The 19,240-nt window shown below is 63.2% G+C and carries 16 protein-coding genes and 1 pseudogene; 8 read left to right on the plus strand and 9 right to left on the minus strand.

The window, feature by feature from the left end:
- Window position 1 precedes the first annotated feature (1 nt).
- Window positions 2-1,036 carry an aldo/keto reductase gene (locus tag LGH82_RS21350; protein ID WP_227344622.1) on the plus strand — a complete coding sequence of 345 codons (1,035 nt, stop codon included), beginning with the start codon at window positions 2-4 and terminating at the stop codon, window positions 1,034-1,036.
- 48 nt (window positions 1,037-1,084) lie between these two features.
- Here the strand turns inward: LGH82_RS21350 and LGH82_RS21355 are convergent, their stop codons facing one another.
- Together LGH82_RS21355 and LGH82_RS21360 are read right to left on the minus strand one after the other, a co-directional pair.
- Window positions 1,085-1,477 carry a DoxX family protein gene (locus LGH82_RS21355; protein ID WP_227344623.1) on the minus strand — a complete coding sequence of 131 codons (393 nt, stop codon included), beginning with the start codon at window positions 1,475-1,477 and terminating at the stop codon, window positions 1,085-1,087.
- Between the two features lie 121 nt (window positions 1,478-1,598).
- Window positions 1,599-1,871 (minus strand): usg protein, encoded by a 273-nt coding sequence (locus LGH82_RS21360; RefSeq protein ID WP_227344624.1) that lies wholly within the window; start codon window positions 1,869-1,871, stop codon window positions 1,599-1,601.
- Between the two features lie 308 nt (window positions 1,872-2,179).
- On the opposite strand from LGH82_RS21360, the gene acs reads away from it, so the two are divergent.
- Entirely contained in the window at window positions 2,180-4,135 is a 1,956-nt protein-coding gene (gene acs / locus LGH82_RS21365; protein ID WP_227344625.1) for an acetate--CoA ligase, read from the plus strand.
- A gap of 8 nt (window positions 4,136-4,143) precedes the next feature.
- A complete protein-coding gene (locus tag LGH82_RS21370) occupies window positions 4,144-4,884 on the plus strand; it encodes an MOSC domain-containing protein (protein WP_227344626.1) in 741 nt (246 codons plus the stop codon).
- Between the two features lie 85 nt (window positions 4,885-4,969).
- Here the strand turns inward: LGH82_RS21370 and LGH82_RS21375 are convergent, their stop codons facing one another.
- The 4 genes from LGH82_RS21375 to LGH82_RS21390 form a co-directional block, all read right to left on the minus strand.
- On the minus strand, window positions 4,970-5,839 hold the full coding sequence (locus tag LGH82_RS21375; RefSeq protein ID WP_227344627.1) for a glycoside hydrolase family 16 protein: 870 nt from the start codon (window positions 5,837-5,839) through the stop codon (window positions 4,970-4,972).
- A gap of 152 nt (window positions 5,840-5,991) precedes the next feature.
- Window positions 5,992-7,260 carry an SAM-dependent methyltransferase gene (locus LGH82_RS21380; protein WP_227344628.1) on the minus strand — a complete coding sequence of 423 codons (1,269 nt, stop codon included), beginning with the start codon at window positions 7,258-7,260 and terminating at the stop codon, window positions 5,992-5,994.
- A gap of 357 nt (window positions 7,261-7,617) precedes the next feature.
- Window positions 7,618-8,979 (minus strand): pilus assembly protein, encoded by a 1,362-nt coding sequence (locus LGH82_RS21385; RefSeq protein WP_227344629.1) that lies wholly within the window; start codon window positions 8,977-8,979, stop codon window positions 7,618-7,620.
- Window positions 8,980-9,391: 412 nt separating this feature from the next.
- A complete protein-coding gene (locus LGH82_RS21390; protein WP_227344630.1) occupies window positions 9,392-10,261 on the minus strand; it encodes a transglutaminase-like domain-containing protein in 870 nt (289 codons plus the stop codon).
- 168 nt (window positions 10,262-10,429) lie between these two features.
- On the opposite strand from LGH82_RS21390, the gene LGH82_RS21395 reads away from it, so the two are divergent.
- A complete protein-coding gene (locus tag LGH82_RS21395; RefSeq protein ID WP_227344631.1) occupies window positions 10,430-11,101 on the plus strand; it encodes an HAD-IA family hydrolase in 672 nt (223 codons plus the stop codon).
- On the opposite strand, the gene LGH82_RS21400 is transcribed toward LGH82_RS21395, so the two are convergent.
- Window positions 11,098-11,316: a DUF1674 domain-containing protein gene (locus LGH82_RS21400; RefSeq protein ID WP_227344632.1), complete on the minus strand. Its 219-nt coding sequence runs from the start codon at window positions 11,314-11,316 to the stop codon at window positions 11,098-11,100. The genes LGH82_RS21395 and LGH82_RS21400 overlap by 4 nt on opposite strands.
- Before the next feature lie 105 nt (window positions 11,317-11,421).
- Here LGH82_RS21400 and htpX point away from each other — a divergent pair, with 105 nt between their 5' ends.
- From htpX to LGH82_RS21415, 3 genes are all read left to right on the plus strand, one after another.
- Window positions 11,422-12,450 (plus strand): zinc metalloprotease HtpX, encoded by a 1,029-nt coding sequence (htpX, locus tag LGH82_RS21405; protein WP_227344633.1) that lies wholly within the window; start codon window positions 11,422-11,424, stop codon window positions 12,448-12,450.
- Between the two features lie 2 nt (window positions 12,451-12,452).
- On the plus strand, window positions 12,453-13,829 hold the full coding sequence (locus LGH82_RS21410; RefSeq protein ID WP_227344634.1) for an RsmB/NOP family class I SAM-dependent RNA methyltransferase: 1,377 nt from the start codon (window positions 12,453-12,455) through the stop codon (window positions 13,827-13,829).
- A gap of 145 nt (window positions 13,830-13,974) precedes the next feature.
- Entirely contained in the window at window positions 13,975-15,699 is a 1,725-nt protein-coding gene (locus LGH82_RS21415) for a heparinase II/III family protein (RefSeq protein ID WP_227344635.1), read from the plus strand.
- A 37-nt stretch (window positions 15,700-15,736) separates the two neighbouring features.
- Here LGH82_RS21415 and LGH82_RS21420 read toward each other — a convergent pair whose 3' ends face one another.
- Entirely contained in the window at window positions 15,737-16,036 is a 300-nt protein-coding gene (locus LGH82_RS21420; protein WP_227344636.1) for a putative quinol monooxygenase, read from the minus strand.
- Between the two features lie 152 nt (window positions 16,037-16,188).
- On the opposite strand from LGH82_RS21420, the pseudogene purH reads away from it, so the two are divergent.
- Window positions 16,189-17,803 (plus strand): annotated as a pseudogene (purH, locus tag LGH82_RS21425) (bifunctional phosphoribosylaminoimidazolecarboxamide formyltransferase/IMP cyclohydrolase).
- A gap of 40 nt (window positions 17,804-17,843) precedes the next feature.
- On the opposite strand, the gene LGH82_RS21430 reads toward purH, so the two are convergent.
- Complete coding sequence (locus LGH82_RS21430; RefSeq protein WP_227344637.1) at window positions 17,844-19,220, minus strand: MFS transporter; 1,377 nt, start codon at window positions 19,218-19,220, stop codon at window positions 17,844-17,846.
- Window positions 19,221-19,240: the final 20 nt, after the last annotated feature.

The following is a 19,240-nucleotide window of genomic DNA, read 5'->3' on the forward strand; positions in this document are numbered from 1 at the left end:
CATGGACTATCGACGTCTCGGCTCATCCGGCCTGAAAGTGCCGGCACTTTCATTCGGCGCGGGCACCCTTGGCGGATCCGGCCCGCTGTTTGGCGCCTGGGGCAACAGTGATGCCAACGAAGCGCGGCGGCTGATCGACATCTGCCTCGAGGCCGGCGTCAACCTGTTTGATACCGCCGATGTCTACTCGAATGGCGCTTCGGAAGAAGTGCTTGGCGAAGCCATCAAGGGCCGTCGCGACGCGGTGCTGATCTCGACCAAGACCTCGCTGCCGATGGGCGACGGGCCGGCCGATTACGGCTCGTCACGTTCGCGGCTGATCAAATCCGTGGACGCCGCGCTGAAGCGCCTCGGCACCGACTACATCGACCTCTTGCAGCTGCATGCCTTCGATGCCGGCACGCCGATCGAGGAGGTGCTGTCGACGCTTGACGAGCTCGTGCGCTCCGGCAAGCTGCGCTACGTCGGCGTCTCCAATTTCTCCGGCTGGCAAGTGATGAAGTCGCTGGCGGAAGCCGACAAGCACGGCTACCCGCGCTACGCAGCGCATCAGGTCTATTATTCGCTGGTCGGCCGCGACTATGAATGGGAGCTCATGCCGCTCGGCCTCGACCAGGGTGTCGGCGCGCTGGTGTGGAGCCCGCTCGGCTGGGGCCGGCTCACCGGCAAGATCCGTCGCGGACAGCCACTGCCGGAAAAGAGCCGGCTGCATGACACGGCGAGCTTCGGGCCGCCGGTCGAGGACGAACATCTCTACCGGGTCATGGATGCCCTCGACACAGTGGCCGAGGAAACCGGCAAGACAGTGCCGCAGATCGCCATCAACTGGCTTCTGCGGCGCCCGACCGTTTCATCCGTCATCATCGGCGCCCGCAACGAGGAGCAGTTGCGCCAGAACCTTGGCGCCGTCGGCTGGACGCTGACGCCAGAGCAGATGAAGACGCTCGACGCGGCGAGCGCGGTAACCGCGCCCTATCCTTACTTTCCCTATCACCGGCAGGAAGGCTTCGCACGGCTCAACCCGCCGGCGGCCTGACATCCCGTCGCTTGGGTCGCGTGATGCGCGACCCAAGCCTTGGACAACCTATCCCCAGATCGGCCAAAGCGCCGCCTGGCCGCTGCCGATCAGGGCGATGACGATCAGGCAGACGATCCACAGCGCCGGATATTCCCAGCCGCCGCCCGCATTGGTGAACCAGAAACCATTCTTGCCGTGGACGAGCACGATCGTGCCCGCCATCAGGGGAATGAGCAGGATCGCCGCCAGCCGCGTGGCGACACCGAAGATCAGGCCAAGACCGCCGGCCGTTTCGGCGGCGATGGCGATCAAGCCGAAATAGCCGGGTACGCCGAGCGACTGGAAATAGTCGGTCGTGCCCTTGGGCGTGAAGACGAAGTATTTCAGATAGGCATGGGCAAGAAACAGTCCGCCGACGCTGACACGAAGCAGCAGTGCGGCATAGTCGAAAGCGGTCATGTCCGTTCTCCCGATCGCGGACGCCGGGCACTCTGCCTTGCCGCGCCGCCCGCCAACCATAGCCGACTGCCGCTTGGCTGTCGCCGCACGAGAATGGAAACAGACCGTCCGCGGCCACTCTTCAGTGCAGCACGAATTCCCCGTCGACCTTGCGCCATTCGTTCGGCGCGATCAGCTTCTGGTGCGTGTAGACAACCGAATGCAGCGGGCCCTCGAGCTTGGCCTTCCAGAACTCGATGAACCGGATCAACACCGGAAACTTCGGGGCGATGTCGTAATCCTGCCAGATGAAGCTCTGCAGCAGGTGCGGATGGTCGGGGAAATGATAGAGAATCTTGGCCGTGGTCAGCCCATAGCCCTTGAGCATCAGGTCCATTTCGGCGTGGTCGCGCATTGTGGTCCTCTGGGTTCGAGTCTCCTTCTCCTCCCAATGATGATTCTGCGCTTCATTACTTAATCGTCTATTGATATTTTCGTGATCGGTGTCAGGTTTATCCCGCAAAAACATGCGGTTAGCAGCGAACTCTCTCGAGTGCTGATAGCGGCTCGGTCGGGACGTGCGGCATCCCGCCGCGCAAACCCAATGTCTAATATTGCCGTCAACGCGGAACTGGTAATAATGCCGCCGAATTCGCGGCCGTGTCGCCGCGATCCCCGCTGGCGGCCAAGCCGGCGGTTTGGTTTCGGGAGGAAAGCGAAGACATGTCCGAGGCAAAGATCCATCGCGTCCAGCCGGCGTGGAAAAAGAACGCCCTGATCGACAATGACACCTACCTGAAATGGTATGCCGAGAGCGTCAAGAACCCGGACAAGTTCTGGGGCAAGCACGGCAAGCGGATCGACTGGTTCAAGCCCTTCACCAAGGTCAAGAACACCTCCTTCGACGGCAAGGTCTCGATCAAATGGTTCGAGGATGGGCTGACCAACGTCTCCTACAACTGCATCGACCGGCACCTGAAGAAGCACGGCGACCAGACCGCCATCATCTGGGAAGGCGACAATCCCTACGACGACAAGAAGATTACCTATAACGAGCTTTACGAGCATGTCTGCCGGCTCGCCAATGTGATGAAGAAGCACGGCGTCAAGAAGGGCGACCGCGTCACCATCTACATGCCGATGATCCCGGAGGCCGCCTATGCGATGCTGGCCTGCACGCGTATCGGCGCCATCCATTCGATCGTCTTCGGTGGCTTTTCGCCGGACGCATTGGCCGGCCGCATCGTCGACTGCGAATCGACTTTCGTCATCACCGCCGACGAAGGCCTGCGCGGCGGCAAGCCGATCCCGCTGAAGGAAAACACCGACAAGGCCATCGACATCGCCGCCAGGCACCACGTGATGGTCAAGAATGTCGTCGTCGTGCGCCGCACCGGCGGCAAGATCGGCTGGGCGCCTGGCCGCGACGTCTGGTACCACGACGAGGTCGCGACGGTTAAGCCCGAATGCAAGCCGGAGAAAATGAAGGCCGAGGATCCGCTGTTCATCCTCTACACCTCGGGCTCGACCGGCAAGCCGAAGGGCGTGCTGCACACCACCGCCGGCTATCTCGTCTATGCCTCGATGACGCACCAATATGTCTTCGACTACCATGACGGCGACATCTACTGGTGCACCGCCGATGTCGGCTGGGTCACCGGCCACAGCTACATCGTCTACGGCCCGCTCGCCAACGGCGCCACCACGCTGATGTTCGAAGGTGTGCCGAACTATCCGTCGCAGTCACGCTTCTGGGAAGTCATCGACAAGCACAAGGTCAACATCTTCTACACAGCGCCGACGGCCTTGCGCGCGCTGATGGGTGCCGGCGACGAGCCTGTGAAGAAGACGTCGCGCAAATCGCTGCGCGTGCTGGGTTCGGTCGGCGAGCCGATCAACCCGGAAGCCTGGGAGTGGTATTTCAACGTCGTCGGCAACGGCAAGGTGCCGATCGTCGACACATGGTGGCAGACCGAGACCGGCGGCATCCTGATCACGCCGCTGCCGGGCGCCACCGACCTCAAGGCAGGTTCGGCGACGCGGCCCTTCTTCGGCGTCAAGCCGCAACTGGTCGACGGCGAGGGCAAGGTGCTGGAAGGTGCGGCCGACGGCAATCTCTGCATCACCGATTCCTGGCCCGGCCAGATGCGCACCGTCTACGGCGATCACGAGCGCTTCATCCAGACCTATTTCTCGACCTACAAGGGCAAGTACTTCACCGGTGACGGCTGCCGCCGCGACGCCGACGACTACTACTGGATCACCGGCCGTGTCGACGATGTCATCAACGTCTCCGGTCATCGCATGGGCACGGCCGAGGTCGAATCGGCGCTGGTCAGCCATGAGACGGTTTCGGAGGCCGCCGTCGTCGGCTATCCGCACGACATCAAGGGCCAGGGTATCTACAGCTACGTCACCCTGATGAGGGGGGTGGAAGCAACCGAAGAGTTGCGCAAGGACCTTGTCGCCCATGTCCGCAAGGAGATCGGCGCCATCGCCTCGCCCGACAAGATCCAGTTCGCGCCCGGCCTGCCCAAGACGCGCTCGGGCAAGATCATGCGGCGTATCCTGCGCAAGATCGCCGAGGATGATTTTGCCGCACTTGGCGATACTTCGACGCTTGCCGATCCGGCTGTCGTCGACGACCTGATCGCCAACCGGCAGAACAAGAAAGGCTGACGCGGGAAGTGGCAACACTGGGTAGCGTGACCGAGCTTTGGCGTTATCCGGCGAGTTCGCTCGCCGGGGAACGCCTGGACACGATTTCGGTTAGCCTGGAGACCATCGACGGCGACCGGCTGTTCGGCCTTGTCGATGTGTCGGACAATGAGATCGCCCGGCCGGATCGCGCGGCGAAATGGCATAAGGTGCCGCGCATCCGGACCCGGCTGTCGGAAACCCGGCAGTTGGAGATCGCGACGCCGGGCAGTGATTGGCTGGCCGCGCCCGGCGCCGAAAGCGACCGCGCCGTATCAGCCTATCTCGGCTTCGAGGCTTCGATCCGGCCGTTTCGCCGGGACGATGCGACGCCCGACTATTCGGGAGCACTAACCGAGGAACGCTATCGCAAGGCGCCCATTCATCTGCTGACCACAGCGTCGCTGGCGCGGCTGAAGGCGCTGCATCCGCAGGGTGCGGCCGACCCACGCCGTTTCCGGCCCAACATCGTGGTCGACATGGCCGCGGTCGAAGGATCCTTTCCGGAAACGGAATGGATCGGCCGCAAGCTGGCCATCGGCGACCTGTTGTTGACGATTTCGGAGCCGTGCCGCCGCTGCGGCTTCACCATCATTGCCCAGGACGGTTTCGACAACGATCCGGCGATCCTGCGCAACCTGGTTCGCCACAACGCGCACAATCTGGGTGTCTACTGCACGGTCGACCAGCCGGCATCAGTGGCGGTCGGCGCGGCGATGCGATTCGTCTAGTGGATTGATGCCGGCGTTAGGGTGCTGGCCTTGCCGCCGCGGGTGGGCGTTGACGATCCAACAGCCTCCCGAGCCACGCCTTGCTTTATAGTGGGTAGACGCGCAGCGACCTGACATACATGGAGTGCCCGGCGGGCTTGTCGGGAATTTTGCCGGCAAAGAAGGCCAGAGCGGTTGAAAAGCGGATGTCCACCGGCTTCTTGATCGCGCCATGGGTCGCGATCGCCGCGACTGGTTCGCCATCGACCTCGAAGATGATGTCCGTCGGTGTCCAAAGGACGCCAAAGTCGTGGAACCCTTTCGACAGGTCGCCGCTGAACTTGCTGTCGAACCCAACCCCGGTGCCGGCGCTGGTGACCCAGTTATGAAGGGTCATATGCAAATCGTTGGGGAAGTGCACCTCCGCGATGTCGATCTCGAAAGCGTCTTCGCTCACAAGCCAGAAGGCATTGTTGAGCCCATCGATGTCGGCCACCTTGATACTGGCTTCGAAAAATCCGTACGACTGCTTCGATTTGCTGGTCGCGAAGCCGGTAGACCATTTCGCATGACATTTCACGGCGTCCAGCGTCCTGAGCTCGAGGCCTGTTTGGGTGGTCACCACGTTGCGCGGCTGACGGCAAGATTGCAGGTCCCCACGGTCGTCCGATTGCAGCGACCATTGCGATTGGAACTCCGCCGGGTCTGTGAAGTTCGTATCGATGACCGGCTTCTTCCGTCCGGAGCGATAGCTTGCGATCAACGCCCGGTCCGCAGCCGTTACAGGTCGGCGCTCTCCCCAAGGCTGATTGGGATTGAACCATGTCGCGGCGGCCATCTGCTGCGTGGCGGCGACGAGCGGCGCGGCTGGCAGGCCTGCTACCAGGAAAACCAGGAGCCTCAACAACCACTTGGGCATCGCATGCCAGGTAGCCTTGTTCGATATGGGATCCGAAGGCTTCCACAGGCGCTGCATCGGGGCGTCTCTCCTCCGTCGGAATCTGAAGCCGGGCCGCCGACAGCCGAACAGGCGAAAAAGGCTTATTTAAGCTGCCTGCATCGTGTGGAACCTTGCCGGCCTCATCAGTCGGTCGCTGTCCTCGACGCGCGATTGGGCCGAGCGGGTCGCTACCGGTAAAGGTCCGCCCGCGTCGGCGGCAGCCCGCTTGGGCCTCGCGCGCGTTTGGTCACGACAGTCTGGAAAATCTGCGCCGAGGCACGCTCGAAGGTGATTGAACAGCCGGTAAGATAGAGCAGCCAGAGCCGCGCCCTGGCTTCTCCAACCTCGGCGATCGCTTCGTCGAACCGGGCATGGAGGCGCTCGGCCCACAGCCGGCAGGTGCGGGCATAGTGCTCGCGCAGGTTCTCGACGTCGTAGACGAAGAAGCCATGCGCTTCGAAATTGCCGAGCGTCATGCCGATCGTGTCGAGTTCGCCGCCGGGGAAGATGTATTTGATCAGCGCCTTGTATTCCGGCCCCTTGCGCAGGGTTTTCTTCATGTCTCCCTTGCTGCGTCTGGTGATGGCATGATGCAGATAGATGCCGCCCGGCTTCAGCAGCCGATGGATGGTGGAGAAATAGGTGGCATGGTTGGCGAGCCCCAGATGCTCGAACATGCCGATCGACGATATCTTGTCGAAGGTGCCGGTGAGTTCGGCGTAGGACCTTATCTCGATGGTGATCTTGTCCTCCAGCCCCTCGGCGCGAATGCGCTGACGGGCGAGTTCGGTCTGGGCTTCCGACAACGAGACGCCGTGGCCGGTGACGCCGTAATGTTTCGCGGCATGGATCAGCATCGCGCCCCAACCGCAGCCGATGTCGAGCAGCCGCTCGCCCGGCTTCAGCCGCAGCTTGCGGCAGATGTGGTCGAGCTTGTCGGCCTGCGCCTGATCAATGTCGCTGGCGAAATCCTTGAAGTATCCGCAGCTGTAGACCATGCGCTCGTCGAGAAAGAGCCGGTAGAAGGCATTTGAAATATCATAGTGATGCTGGATCGCCTGCTTGCTCGATCCGCTGACGAAAGGGTTTCGTCCGGCAAGGTCGACCGGCGCCGTCATCTGCTTTCGCGAAAACAGCACGGCGGGCAGGTCGCGCAGGATTGCCAGTTTCGGCAATGTCTTGAGCTTCGACCTGAGCTTGCCTTGCGATGGCAGGGCGTAGAAATCGAACAGCGATCCGTCTTCCACATCGACCGCCTTGGAAATCCACATCTCGATCAGGGTCGAGAGAGAAGGGCGGCGCAGGATCTGCCAGACAATGTCTGGGTCGTTGATGGTGAGCACCGGGCCCGTGATGGGGCCGATCCGCTCGCCCGTCCAGAGCTTGATCGCAAAACCCGGCTTCAGCGTTTCAATGACCGTTCGAACTATCCGCGCGGCCTTGTCGGTGGCGTCCATGCTCCCTCCCCGAAGCCAATGCAACAATGTTGTCCGTTTGCCCCTGGACTGCAAGCCGGTTCGTCCGGAAAGACACACTACCGGCTTTTTGAGGGTGACGCCTTGCCATTTACCGGATGAGACCCCATCATCATGGTGTGTTCAACAAATCGAAAGGAGGTGATCCGATGTCGAGTGATTTCGTTTTCCAGAACGTGGCCTCAGCGGATTGCACTTTCGGGAAGCAGTCTTCCCGTTAAGGCGCGAGATGCGCGGCGGGTGACCTCACAGGTCGCCGCCATTGGGCCGCGCCATGGACGGAAACACGGAAGGCCGCCGGCTTCGCAAGAAGCGGCGGCCTTTTCCTTTTCCGCGATGCTATTTGCTCAGCGCCAGGCGCTCGATGTTGCGGGCGATGGTCTGGAACGCGGTGTCGAGTTCGGCGCCGTTGGCGGCCTGGTAGAAATGCTTGATGCCGCCGCTGTCCGGGCTGGCGCAATCCTGCAGGGTTGCCTTGGCGTTCGTCTCGTTGAGATCGAAGCCGATGGTGAATATCTCGATGCCCTTGTCACGCATGGCGGCGCAAAGCTTCTTCGCCGCCGTGCGGGTCGGTTCCTTGCCGGCGTCATTGTACACCTGGTTGACGGTGCTGGCGTCGAAATAGGACAGGTTGAACTCGCCGTCGGTCATCAGGATCGCGTATTTGGCGACCTTCTTGGGATCCATCTTGGCCGGCCGTTCCGAGGCCTTCATCACGCTGCCCCAGTTTTCCGAAAGCATGTACCAGGCCCATTGCACGCCGACGTGACCGGCAGTGCCGCCGGAGGCGACGAAGGTCTTGATCACATTCTTGAGCGCCGTGGCGTCGGCCGTCAGCGGTATCAACGTGGCCGATGGACAAGCGGCGGTGCCTGTCTGTTGCGCGAAGCCCGAAAGCAGATAATCGCGATTGACCATGCTGGAGTCGGGGCCAGCGTCTGAATACTGATCGACACCCTTGCGTTCGGTTGCGCAATTGTCCGGACGCGGTGATGCCGAGACGTATTGCGGGTCGTTGTTGCCCGGCGCCTGTTTGCGTTGGCTGGTGGACGTTTCGACATAAACGCTGCTGGCGGCAAGCGTGCCGGCATTCACCGAATTGGCGTAAGGCACAATGGATACGCGCACCCGAGGCTTGGACAAATCCTGGCCGGCGAGGAATGTGTCGACCGCGTTGCTCGCGGCGGCCTTGAGATCCTTGATTTTCTGGCCGGCCATGGATCCTGTCACGTCAAGCATCATGGCCACCTCGATCGTCTTGTCCGAATAGACGGCCGTGGTCGAGACAGGCACGCGCTGCATGTTGCCGATGCTGAACAGCGGGAAATAGAACGCGATGTTGACATAAACATCCGCCTGCACCGTCTTGGCAATCGGGTCGACCGTCAATTTGTCGAGAACGATCTGATTGGCCTGCAGGATGCCCGCCGAGTTGTTGGCATCGAGAAAGGCCTGCACCGACGCGTTCGCATTGGCCTCCTTGATGACGCCGGTCGTCAGATCACGCGCCGTCGAGGTGACGGCGGCATCGACCACGCCCTGCAGGCTCGACCTGGCATTGTAGAGCTGGGACAGGTTGACCGAGAAGCCGACGGCCAGCGCCAAGACCGAGGCGGTAAGGCCGAACAGGACTGCGAAATTTCCACCGCGATCCTTGGCGAAACCGCCAATCGCGTGAACAAGACCCCCGTAATTCCGCATCCTGTTGCCTCTCCTCGCCTCGGCCTCGTCGCCGGGAAGGTTCGATGCAGGATTCCAGCCGGATGACGCCGCCAATCGCCCAAAGGCAGGGCAGGCGACACAAACTCTTTGTTTTTGTTGGGTTTTGTCAGGAAGACAGGGTCAACAATCCGTAAACGCGACAGCAACTCTCGCGCCGTTTACCTGGCGCTTACCACGATCTGGTCCACCCAAAAGGAGCCGTCTGGAACGCGTCCCGCGGCGGCACAGCCGGACTGTGCCAGAGCGGATCACCGCCAGCTGATGCCGTGACCAGTGCATGTCGCCCAAAGTGGAAACCGGTTTCTCGGACAAACGGTCCCCGTTTGTCCAGAGATCATGGTCAAGCAAGAAGATAGAGTCCCATCCCGACACCATCGGGATGGGACAGGCTCTATGCCAGCATGTGCGCGCTGACTGTCTTGTCGACAGCGTGATAAGGCGGATTGAACAGATTGCCTTCCTGCTCGTAGGTCCAGACCTTGAACAGGCTGAGCCGATGCGGACCGAAACTGTGCAGCAGCGGCACGTCGGTGGCGTCACGACCGCGCGCGATGACGACGCGGCCGATCCTCGGCATGTTGTGACGGGCGTCGAATGTGTACCATTTGCCGTCGAGGAACACTTCCAGCCACGCCGAAAAATCCATCGGTGCGGGGTCGATGGGCACGCCGATATCACCGAGATAGCCGTTCACATAACGGGCGGGAATGTTCATGCAGCGGCAAAGCGTGATCGCCAGATGCGCGAAGTCGCGGCAGACGCCGACCCGTTCCTCATGCGCCTGCGCCGCCGTTCGGGTCGGCCGCGCATAGCCATATCCGAAGGACAGGCGATTGTGGACATAGTCGACGATCGCCTGGACGCGCGCCCAACCCGCCGGGACATGGCCGAACAGTTGCCAGGCAAGTCCGCTGAGATGGTCGGTCTCGCAATAGCGGCTGCCAAGCAGGTAGCCGAGCACCTCGTCCGGCAGTTCCGCTACCGGCACTTCCCTGGCAAGCGTGTTGACCTCATCCGTCTGGCCGCCATCCTCGACGACGGCGTCATAGAGAATGCGAAAGCCGCCAGGAGGCGCCGTGAAGCGCCGGCAGGCATTGCCGTGAAGGTCGTGATAAAGGCGCGTATGGACGGAAGGCGACGTCAGCACGCGTGTCTGCCGCTTGATTGTGGGCTGGCGATCCCTGTGGATCTCGAGCAGCGAAACAATGGGTGTGGCCTGTGTGCATTCAATGGAGATTTCGTAGCCGAGCCGGATCAGCATCGCGGGTCCCCTTCAATCGACATGGAGGTCAGAACTGTTGAAACGCGGTAGGGCCGGGCATGGTTCCCTGAGCCCAGGCGAAAAACGCCCCGCGTCTTTCAAATCCACCACCGCACCGATACGGTTGTCTGGAATCGATAGTTCCGTGAACAGCCATCAAGGAAACCAATGCTCGCAGGCAGAAAATTCGCCGCATTCCTGTTCGACATGGACGGCACATTGCTCAATTCGACCGCCGCGGCAGAGCGGGTGTGGAGCGCATGGGCGACCCGCCACGGTCTCGACGTGGCGGCTTTCTTGCCGACGATGCACGGCAGGAGGGCGATCGAAACCGTTCGCAGGCTGGCCCTCCCAGGCGTTGACCCGCAGCGGGAAGCGGACCAGATTACCCGCGATGAAATCGCCGATGTCGCGGGAATCGAAGCACTCCCCGGCGCGGCCGCCTTCCTGGACTCGCTGCCGCCAAAGCGCTGGGCCATTGTTACGTCATCACCGCGCGTGCTGGCGCTGAGGCGGATCGAGGCCGCGGGCATTCCGGTTCCGGCCACTCTTGTCACGGCCGAGGACGTAGCGCATGGCAAGCCGGCTCCCGATTGTTTCCGGCTGGGGGCCGAGCGGCTCGGCTTTGATGCCAGCGACTGCCTTGTTTTCGAGGATGCAACGCCCGGCATCCAGGCGGGCGAGGCTGCCGGAGCCGAGGTGCTCGTCGTCACCGCCACACATCAGCACCCGATGGCAACAGCGCACGCCACCATCTTCGACTATGATGGTCTGAGGGCGGTCACGGACGCCCAGGGCCGTATCGGCATGGAGCGGACACAAGCCGCGGCGGCTTCCTAGAAATCGCTGGTCAGGCCCTTGACCTCCCAGTCGCCGTAGCGGCCGGGTTCCTTGCCGCCACGGCCGCCGATCTCGCGGGGCAGCGCGGCTTCCTTCTGGCGATAATCTTGCCGCCGTGCCTCGGCTTCCGCCAGTGCGCGGCGGGCGGCGGCCGTCAGCTCTTTTGGCGGCGCGTCATCCGTGCCGGCGGGCGTTTTACTGGTTTCGTCGTTCATGCGATATTTCCAGCGGATTGAAACAGGGACAGGCCTTTCCCATCATATAGCGATGACCCCACGAGGATCGACCCCTTTTCATCACCATCCGCAGAGGAGCAGACGATGAACACACTTCGCACCGCCATGCTTCTAGCCGCCATGACCGCGCTGTTCATGGGCGTAGGCTTTCTGATCGGCGGAACAGGCGGCATGATGATCGCGCTGGTCGTCGCCGCCGGCACCAATCTGTTCAGCTACTGGAACGCCGACAAGATGGTGCTGTCGATGAACCACGCAATCGAGGTCGACGAAAAGAACGCGCCCGAATATTACGCGATCGTGCAGGGCCTTGCGCAACGCGCCGGCCTGCCGATGCCCAGGACGTATCTGATCGACAATCCGCAGCCGAATGCCTTCGCCACCGGCCGCAATCCGCAAAATGCCGCGGTCGCCGCCTCCACCGGCCTCCTGAAGGCGCTGACCCATGAAGAGGTCGCGGCCGTCATGGCGCACGAGCTCGCCCATGTTGAGCATCGCGACACGCTGACCATGACCATCGTCGCGACCTTTGCCGGCGCCATCTCGATGCTCGGCAATTTCGCCTTCTTCTTCGGCGGCAACCGCGACAACAACAACCCGTTTGGCTTTGTCGGCGTGCTCGCCGCCATGATCGTGGCGCCCTTTGCCGCGATGGTCGTGCAGATGGCGGTCAGCCGCACACGCGAATACGAGGCCGACCGGCGCGGCGCCGAAATCTGTGGACACCCGCTGTGGCTGGCATCGGCGCTTGACAAGATCGCCCGTGGCGCCGAACGCATCCGCAACCCCGATGCGGAACGCAACCCGGCGACCGCCCACCTCTTCATCATCAATCCCCTTTCCGGCGAGCGCATGGACAATCTGTTTTCCACCCACCCAAGCACCGAGAACCGCATCGCCGCCTTGCAGGCGATGGCGCGGGAGGGCTCGGGTGCCGCTTTTGAAACGGCACGCGCGCCAGGACGGGCATCGGCTCCACGGCAAGCGGACGAGCAGCAGCCCTCCGGTCCGTGGGACCGGCCCGCGCAGCCGCAAGCGCCGGCCGAGCCTGCCAGGCCGAAATCCAACCCGTGGGGACGCAACCCGACCGGACCCAAAGGTCCGTGGTCGTGAGCATGGCAAGGCCTCGCCCGGCAATGTCAGGCAATCGTGAAGACAGTACAGGCGGCGACACCGTTGCCGGCCTCGCCGCGCGCAAGGCGGCCGCACGCCTGCTTGCCGCTGTCATCGACGCCAGGACGCCGCTGGATGGGCTGACCGACCACGAGAACGGCCACCCGCAGTACAAGGCACTCGATCTGCGCGACCGTGGCCTGGTGCGCGCCATCCTGGTCACCGCATTGCGCTATCGCATGACCATCGTCGGCCTGCTGGCCCGGCGCCTGGAAAAGTCGCTGCCGCCCAACGCGACGGCACTGTCGCACATCCTGCACGTGGCCGCGGCGCAGATCCTGTTCCTCGACATTCCCGACAGCGCCGCTGTCGACCTTGCCGTCACCCACGCCAAGTCCGACCCGCGCACCCAGCGCTTTTCAGGTCTCGTCAACGGGGTGCTGCGCACGCTGGCGCGCGCCAAGGAAACCGAACTGCCTGCCGCACTTGCCACCACCGACGAGGCACCGAAATGGTTTTCGGATCGGCTGAAGGCGGCCTATGGCGCTGATAAGGCCAGGCAAATCCTCTCTGCCCATCGCCATGAGGCGCCGGTTGATTTTTCGGTCAAGGCCGACCCCGCGCTATGGGCCGAACGCCTCGGTGGCATCGTCCTGCCGACCGGCACGGTGCGAGTGGAAAAGCTCAGTGCGTCCGTCCCGGAATTGCCCGGCTTCGCTGATGGAGCCTGGTGGGTTCAGGATGCTGCGGCCAGCTTTCCTGCGAGGTTGTTCGGCGATGTCAGCGGGCTTCGCGTTGCCGATCTCTGTGCGGCGCCCGGCGGCAAGACCGCACAATTGATTCTTGCCGGCGCCAGGGTCACCGCGGTCGACACCTCCAAGAACCGGCTGGCGCGTCTCTCCCAGAACCTCGAACGCCTTGGCCTGTCGGCGGAGACCGTGCAGGCAGACCTCCTCAAATACGAGCCGACGGAGCTGTTCGACGCGGTTCTTCTCGATGCGCCATGTTCCTCGACCGGCACGGTGCGGCGGCATCCCGACGTGCCCTGGACGAAGACCGCTGCCGATGTCGAAAAGCTCGCCGACCTGCAGCGCAGGCTGCTCGCCCGCGCCGTCAATCTGGTCAAGCCGGGCGGCAGGATCGTGTTTTCCAACTGCTCGCTCGACCCGCTGGAAGGTGAAGACCTGCATCGCGCCTTTCTCACCGAGACCCCCGGCGTCATCGACGATCCGCTTCATGCGGGAGAGATCGCCGGCATCGATCCGTTCCTGACGGCGCGGGGTACGCTGCGCACCACGCCCGCCGACCTCGACCTGGGGTCGCCGGAACGCTCCGGCCTGGATGGTTTCTTCGCCGCCCGCATGCGCAGGATTGGCTAGCGATCTTCCGCGGTGCGTTTCAAACTTTTTGGGGTGGATGCGGGTCAAAACCGGGTGAACCGGTATCGTTCCATGGAATTGGCCTTCGCATAAGTTCTTGAATCATATAAACTTGCTTTGGGGAAGTGGACGACCAGGAGGGGCTTTGGCACTTGTTGCCGGCAACACGACGCGTCTATGGACGCTTGTCGCGAAGGAGTTCTGGCGCAAAACGCGCCGGCGCCTTCGTGCCGGGCCTGCCTATCGCTGGCGCTATTCCGGCCGCACGCCGGAGCGCGTGCTGATCGCGCCGCCGGACCTGCGCCTGGCCGATCCGCAGATCGCGCTCGAGATTTACTACGGCCGTTACCCGCTGTCGGGCCATCTGGTCGAGACAGGCGGCAAATCGCCCTTCCAGATCAACGTGCCAAATCCCGGCTGGCAGAAGACGCTGCACGGCTTTCGCTGGCTGCGCCACATGCGGGCGGCCGGCACGGAGCTTGCCGCCGCCAACGCACGCGCCCTGGTTTCCGACTGGATCGCCATGCATGGCAACCACATCTCCGGCATCGCCTGGGAGCCCGGCACGACGGCCAAGCGTGTCATCGCCTGGCTGCAGCATTCCTCGGTGGTGCTGCAAGGGGCCGAATATCCGTTCTACCGGGCCTTCCTGAAATCGCTTGCCGTTCAGATCCGTTACCTGCGCTCGATGGCGCGCGAAATGCCGGATGGCAAGGACAGGCTACGCGCCCGCATCGCGCTTGCCTTTGCCGCTTTGTCGCTGCCGGCGCCGGCATCGGCATTGCGCGGCGCGACCCGCAATCTGGCCGAGGAACTCGATCATCAGATCCTCCCCGACGGCGGTCACATCTCTCGCAATCCGATGGCCGTTCTGGAAATCCTCGCCGACCTTCTGCCGCTGCGCCAGACCTATGCCAATCAGGCCGAAACGCCGCCGGCGGCGCTGATGGGCGCCATCGACCGCATGCTGCCGGCGCTGCGCTTCTTTCGCCACCAGGACGGCAGCCTCGCCCGCTTCAACGGCATGGGCGCGACCATTCACGATCGCATCGCCACCATCCTGCGCCACGACGACACCGCCGGCGCGCCGCTGCTGCATGCACCGCATTCCGGCTACGAGCGCTTGTCCATGGGCGGCGTCACGGTGATCGCCGACACTGGCCTGCCGCCACCGATCGACGTTTCCAATGCGGCGCACGCCGGATGCCTCGCCTTCGAACTGTCCTCGGGGCGCCAGCACTATATCGTCAATGCCGGCATCGACACCTATGGCGCCGCCGAATTCCGGCCGCTGGCCCGAGCAACGGCAGCACACTCGACCGCCACCATCAATGACACGTCATCGGCACGCTTCAGCCATTCCCTGCGCTTCAACGACCTCCTCGGCTCGCCGCTGATCGGCGGCCCGCAGCATGTTCCCTGCAAGCGTATCGACCAGAAGGGCAGCCAGGGTTTCGTCGCCCGCCATGACGGCTATGCCCAGCGCTTCGGTTTTCTGCACGAGCGTGAGCTGAAACTGTCGACGAACGGCAATGTGCTGGCCGGCAGGGACCGGTTCCAGCGGCCAGGCGGCGCGCCGATCCGCAACACCGGGCGCGACTTCATCACGGTGCGCTTCCACATCCATCCCGATATCAATCTGTTCCAAGACGAGCATGATCGGCTGGTGCTGACCGCCGAAGCCGCCGACAGCTGGGTGTTCACCTGCGCCGAAGTGGCGCCCGAAGTGGAGGAATCGATCTATTTCGCCGGACTTGGCGGCCCGCGCCGCAGCCGCCAGATCGTGCTTGCCTTCAAGGCATCGGACGTCTCCGAAGTCCATTGGCAGCTGACGCGCACCAGCATCGCCGGCCATCCGGAAAACAATTAGGCCCTTCGACTGCTTCGGGCAGACGATGTTTCGCCGGCTATGAGATGCCGAACGCGTCATACGTGCTGAGCGACGGCGGACCGGCAAAGGCGAAGCGTATTTTGTCGACCATCGTCGCGGCCTGGCCGCTTCGGTCATAACGCTCAGCGTCCTCGATGGTGCTCCAGACAGTGATTGTTAAGAACGAGGTTCGTTCCTGATGCTGCTGCAGCAGCACGGCGCTGATATTGCCGCTCGCCGCGCGGATGACGGGTATCGCTTCGGTTTCGTAGATCGCGCGCAGTTGCTCGGTGCTGTCTGGCAACGCCTTGAACTGGCCAATACGGACAAATGCCATGGTTTTGCTCCTCCAACGATCGGCGAGCCTACACCCAAAACCATTGGATTGCAGGCCATCACGTGCTCGGACAGCGCGCGCCGGTTTGATTTCCGAGCGTCATGTGCTACGGCGCGCGGACCCTTCAAATCAGCCTTGAAAGGCCGCCAGCCATGGCCGTCGCCGCCAAGAACATTCCCGCGCCAGACCTCGTTCCGGTCCGCCGCGTCCTGCTCTCCGTTTTCGACAAGACCGGCCTCATCGATTTCGCCAGGGCGCTGGCCGGGGCCGGCGTCGAGCTGGTTTCGACCGGCGGCACGGCCAAGGCGATCGCGGAGGCCGGCATGGCCGTGCGCGATGTCTCCGAACTGACCGGCTTTCCCGAGATCATGGACGGCCGCGTCAAGACGCTGCATCCGTCGGTGCATGGCGCGCTGCTGGGCGTCCGCGACGATCCCGAACATGCCGCGGCGATGCAGAAATACGGCATCGAGCCCATCGATCTCGTCATCTGCAATCTCTACCCCTTCGAGGAAGTGCGCCGCTCCGGCGCCGACTACGCGTCGATCGTCGAGAACATCGACATTGGCGGGCCGGCGATGATCCGCGCCTCGGCCAAGAACCACGCCTATGTCGCTGTTGTCACCGATCCCGGCGACTATGCTTCGGTGCTCAACGCGCTGGAGATGAATTTCGGCTCGCTGTCGCTGGATTTCCGCAAGAAGCTGGCAGCCAAGGCCTTTGCCCGCACCGCCACCTACGACGCGGCGATTTCCGGCTGGTTCGCCGAGGCTCTGGAGATCGAGCATCCAACCTGGCGTGCCTTCGGCGGCAGGCTGGAATCCGTCATGCGCTATGGCGAGAACCCGCATCAGAATGCCGGCTTCTACGTCAATGGCGACAAGCGACCGGGCGTCGCCACGGCGCGCCAGTTGCAAGGCAAGCAGCTGTCCTACAACAACATCAACGACACCGATGCCGCTTTCGAACTGGTCGCCGAGTTCGACCCCGCCCGCTCGGCCGCCGTTGCCATCATCAAGCACGCCAATCCGTGCGGCGTCGCCGAGGGCGCATCGCTGAAGGACGCCTACGCCAAGGCGCTGGCCTGCGACCGTCTCGGCCTTCGGCGGCATCGTCGCGGTCAACCGCATCCTCGATGCCGAGGCCGCCGAGGAAATCGTGAAGACCTTCACCGAAGTGATCATCGCGCCCGGGGCGACCGACGAGGCAGCGGCAATCGTCGCTGCAAAGAAGAACCTGCGCCTTCTGGTCACCGGCGGCCTGCCCGACCCACGCACGCCCGGCACGATGGTCAAAACCGTCGCCGGTGGCCTGCTCGTCCAGTCACGCGACAATGCGGTCGTCGACGATCTTGAGCTGAAGGTGGTGACCAAACGTGCCCCGACCCCGGCTGAGATGGCCGATCTGAAATTCGCCTTCCGTATCGCCAAGCACGTCAAGTCCAACGCCATTGTCTACGTGAGGGATGGCGCGACGGTCGGCATCGGCGCCGGCCAGATGAGCCGCGTCGATTCCTCGCGCATCGCCGCGCGCAAGGCGCTCGATGCCGCTGAGGCAGCGGGCCTGGCCGAACCGCTGACCAAAGGCTCGGTCGTCGCGTCCGACGCCTTCTTCCCCTTTGCCGACGGCCTCCTGTCGGCAATCGAAGCCGGCGCCACCGCCGTCATCCAGCCGGGTGGCTCGATGCGCGACGACGACGTCATCGCCGCCGCCGACGAGCACGGCATCGCCATGGTGTTCACCGGCGTGAGGCACTTCAGGCATTGAGCACTTCTTTCCTTCTTCCCTGAGGGAGAAGGAAAAGCACTCACTCCGCCGGCTTGTCTGCCGGATATGGCGTGCGGGCCAGTATGGCCAGGCCGCCGACCAGGAACAGGATGATGACCGCCATGCCGAGCCGGGGCGAGCCGCTAACGGCGGTGATCGTCGCCACCATGAACGGCGCCAGGAAACTGGTCGCCCTTCCGGCCAGCGCGTAGATACCGAAATAGCGGCCCGATTCGGCGGCGGTGACACTGCGCGCCATGTAGGACCGCGACGACGCCTGCACCGGCCCGAAGGCAATGCCGATCAACAGGCCGTAGAGGATATAGACCTTCTCGGCCGCGGTCGCGAAAAGTCCTCCCGAATCCGTGACAGGAAGCGGCAGGGCGCCGAACAGCGTGTAGCCCGGCCCGGTCGACACGACGCCGACCGTAGCGATGCTCAACAGCACCAGCGCGATCATCACCACCACCTTCGAACCGAGCGCGGTGTCGAGCCTGCTGGCGGCCATGCAGCCGAAAATCGCAATGACGTTCAGGATAATGCCGAACAGGCCGATCTCGGTGATCGACCAGTGGAACATCGCCGCCGCGAACAGGCCACCCAGGCCAAGCAGCGCGTTGACGCCGTCCTGATAGATCATGCGGGCAACGAGGAAGCGGAAGATACCGACGCGACGACGCACTTCGCCGAGCGTGGATTTGAGTTCCGACAGGCCCTCGCGCACCGCCGGCCGGATGGGAATGCCTTTTATGGCGTCGGGTGTGAAGAAGAACATCGGCAGGATGAACAGGAAATACCATGCCGCCGACAGCGGCCCGGTTGCCCGCGCGTCCTCGCCCAGCTTTGGATCCAGGCCAAAAAGCGGAGTGATGCCGATGATCGTCTTGCCGGTCTCCGGCGAGCCGGCCAGGCAGGTGACGACGAAGATCAGCGCGATCATGCCGCCGAGGTAGCCGAGACCCCAGGCGGTGTTGGAGATCCGCCCGATCTCGCTCTTGGGCACCAGGCGCGGCATCATCGAATCGTTGAACACGGTCGAGAATTCAGCGGCGACCGAGGCCAGCGAGAAGAACAGCACGACCAGGAACAGGTTCGAGCCTGGCGCGGCAAGCCACAGCAGGCAAAGGCAGGTGATCTTGATCGCTGCGAAGAACGCGATCCATGGCTTGCGTGGTCCGGTCTGGTCGGCGATCGAACCGAGGATCGGCGACAGCACGGCGATGACCAGGCCGGCCGCGGCGATGCCGTAGCCCCAGGCCGCCTGGCCCGTAACCGGATCGCTCGCCATTCGCGAGACGAAATAGGGCCCGAAGATGAAAGTGGTGACGACCGTGAAGAACGGCTGTGCCGCCCAGTCGAAGAACATCCACCCCCAGATGCCGCGTCCCGACGCGCGCTGCACTGCTACCTCGGCCATGTCCCCTCCCGGAAGCAGAG

Origin of the sequence: Mesorhizobium sp. PAMC28654 (assembly GCF_020616515.1) — a bacterium.
Lineage (GTDB): Bacteria > Pseudomonadota > Alphaproteobacteria > Rhizobiales > Rhizobiaceae > Mesorhizobium.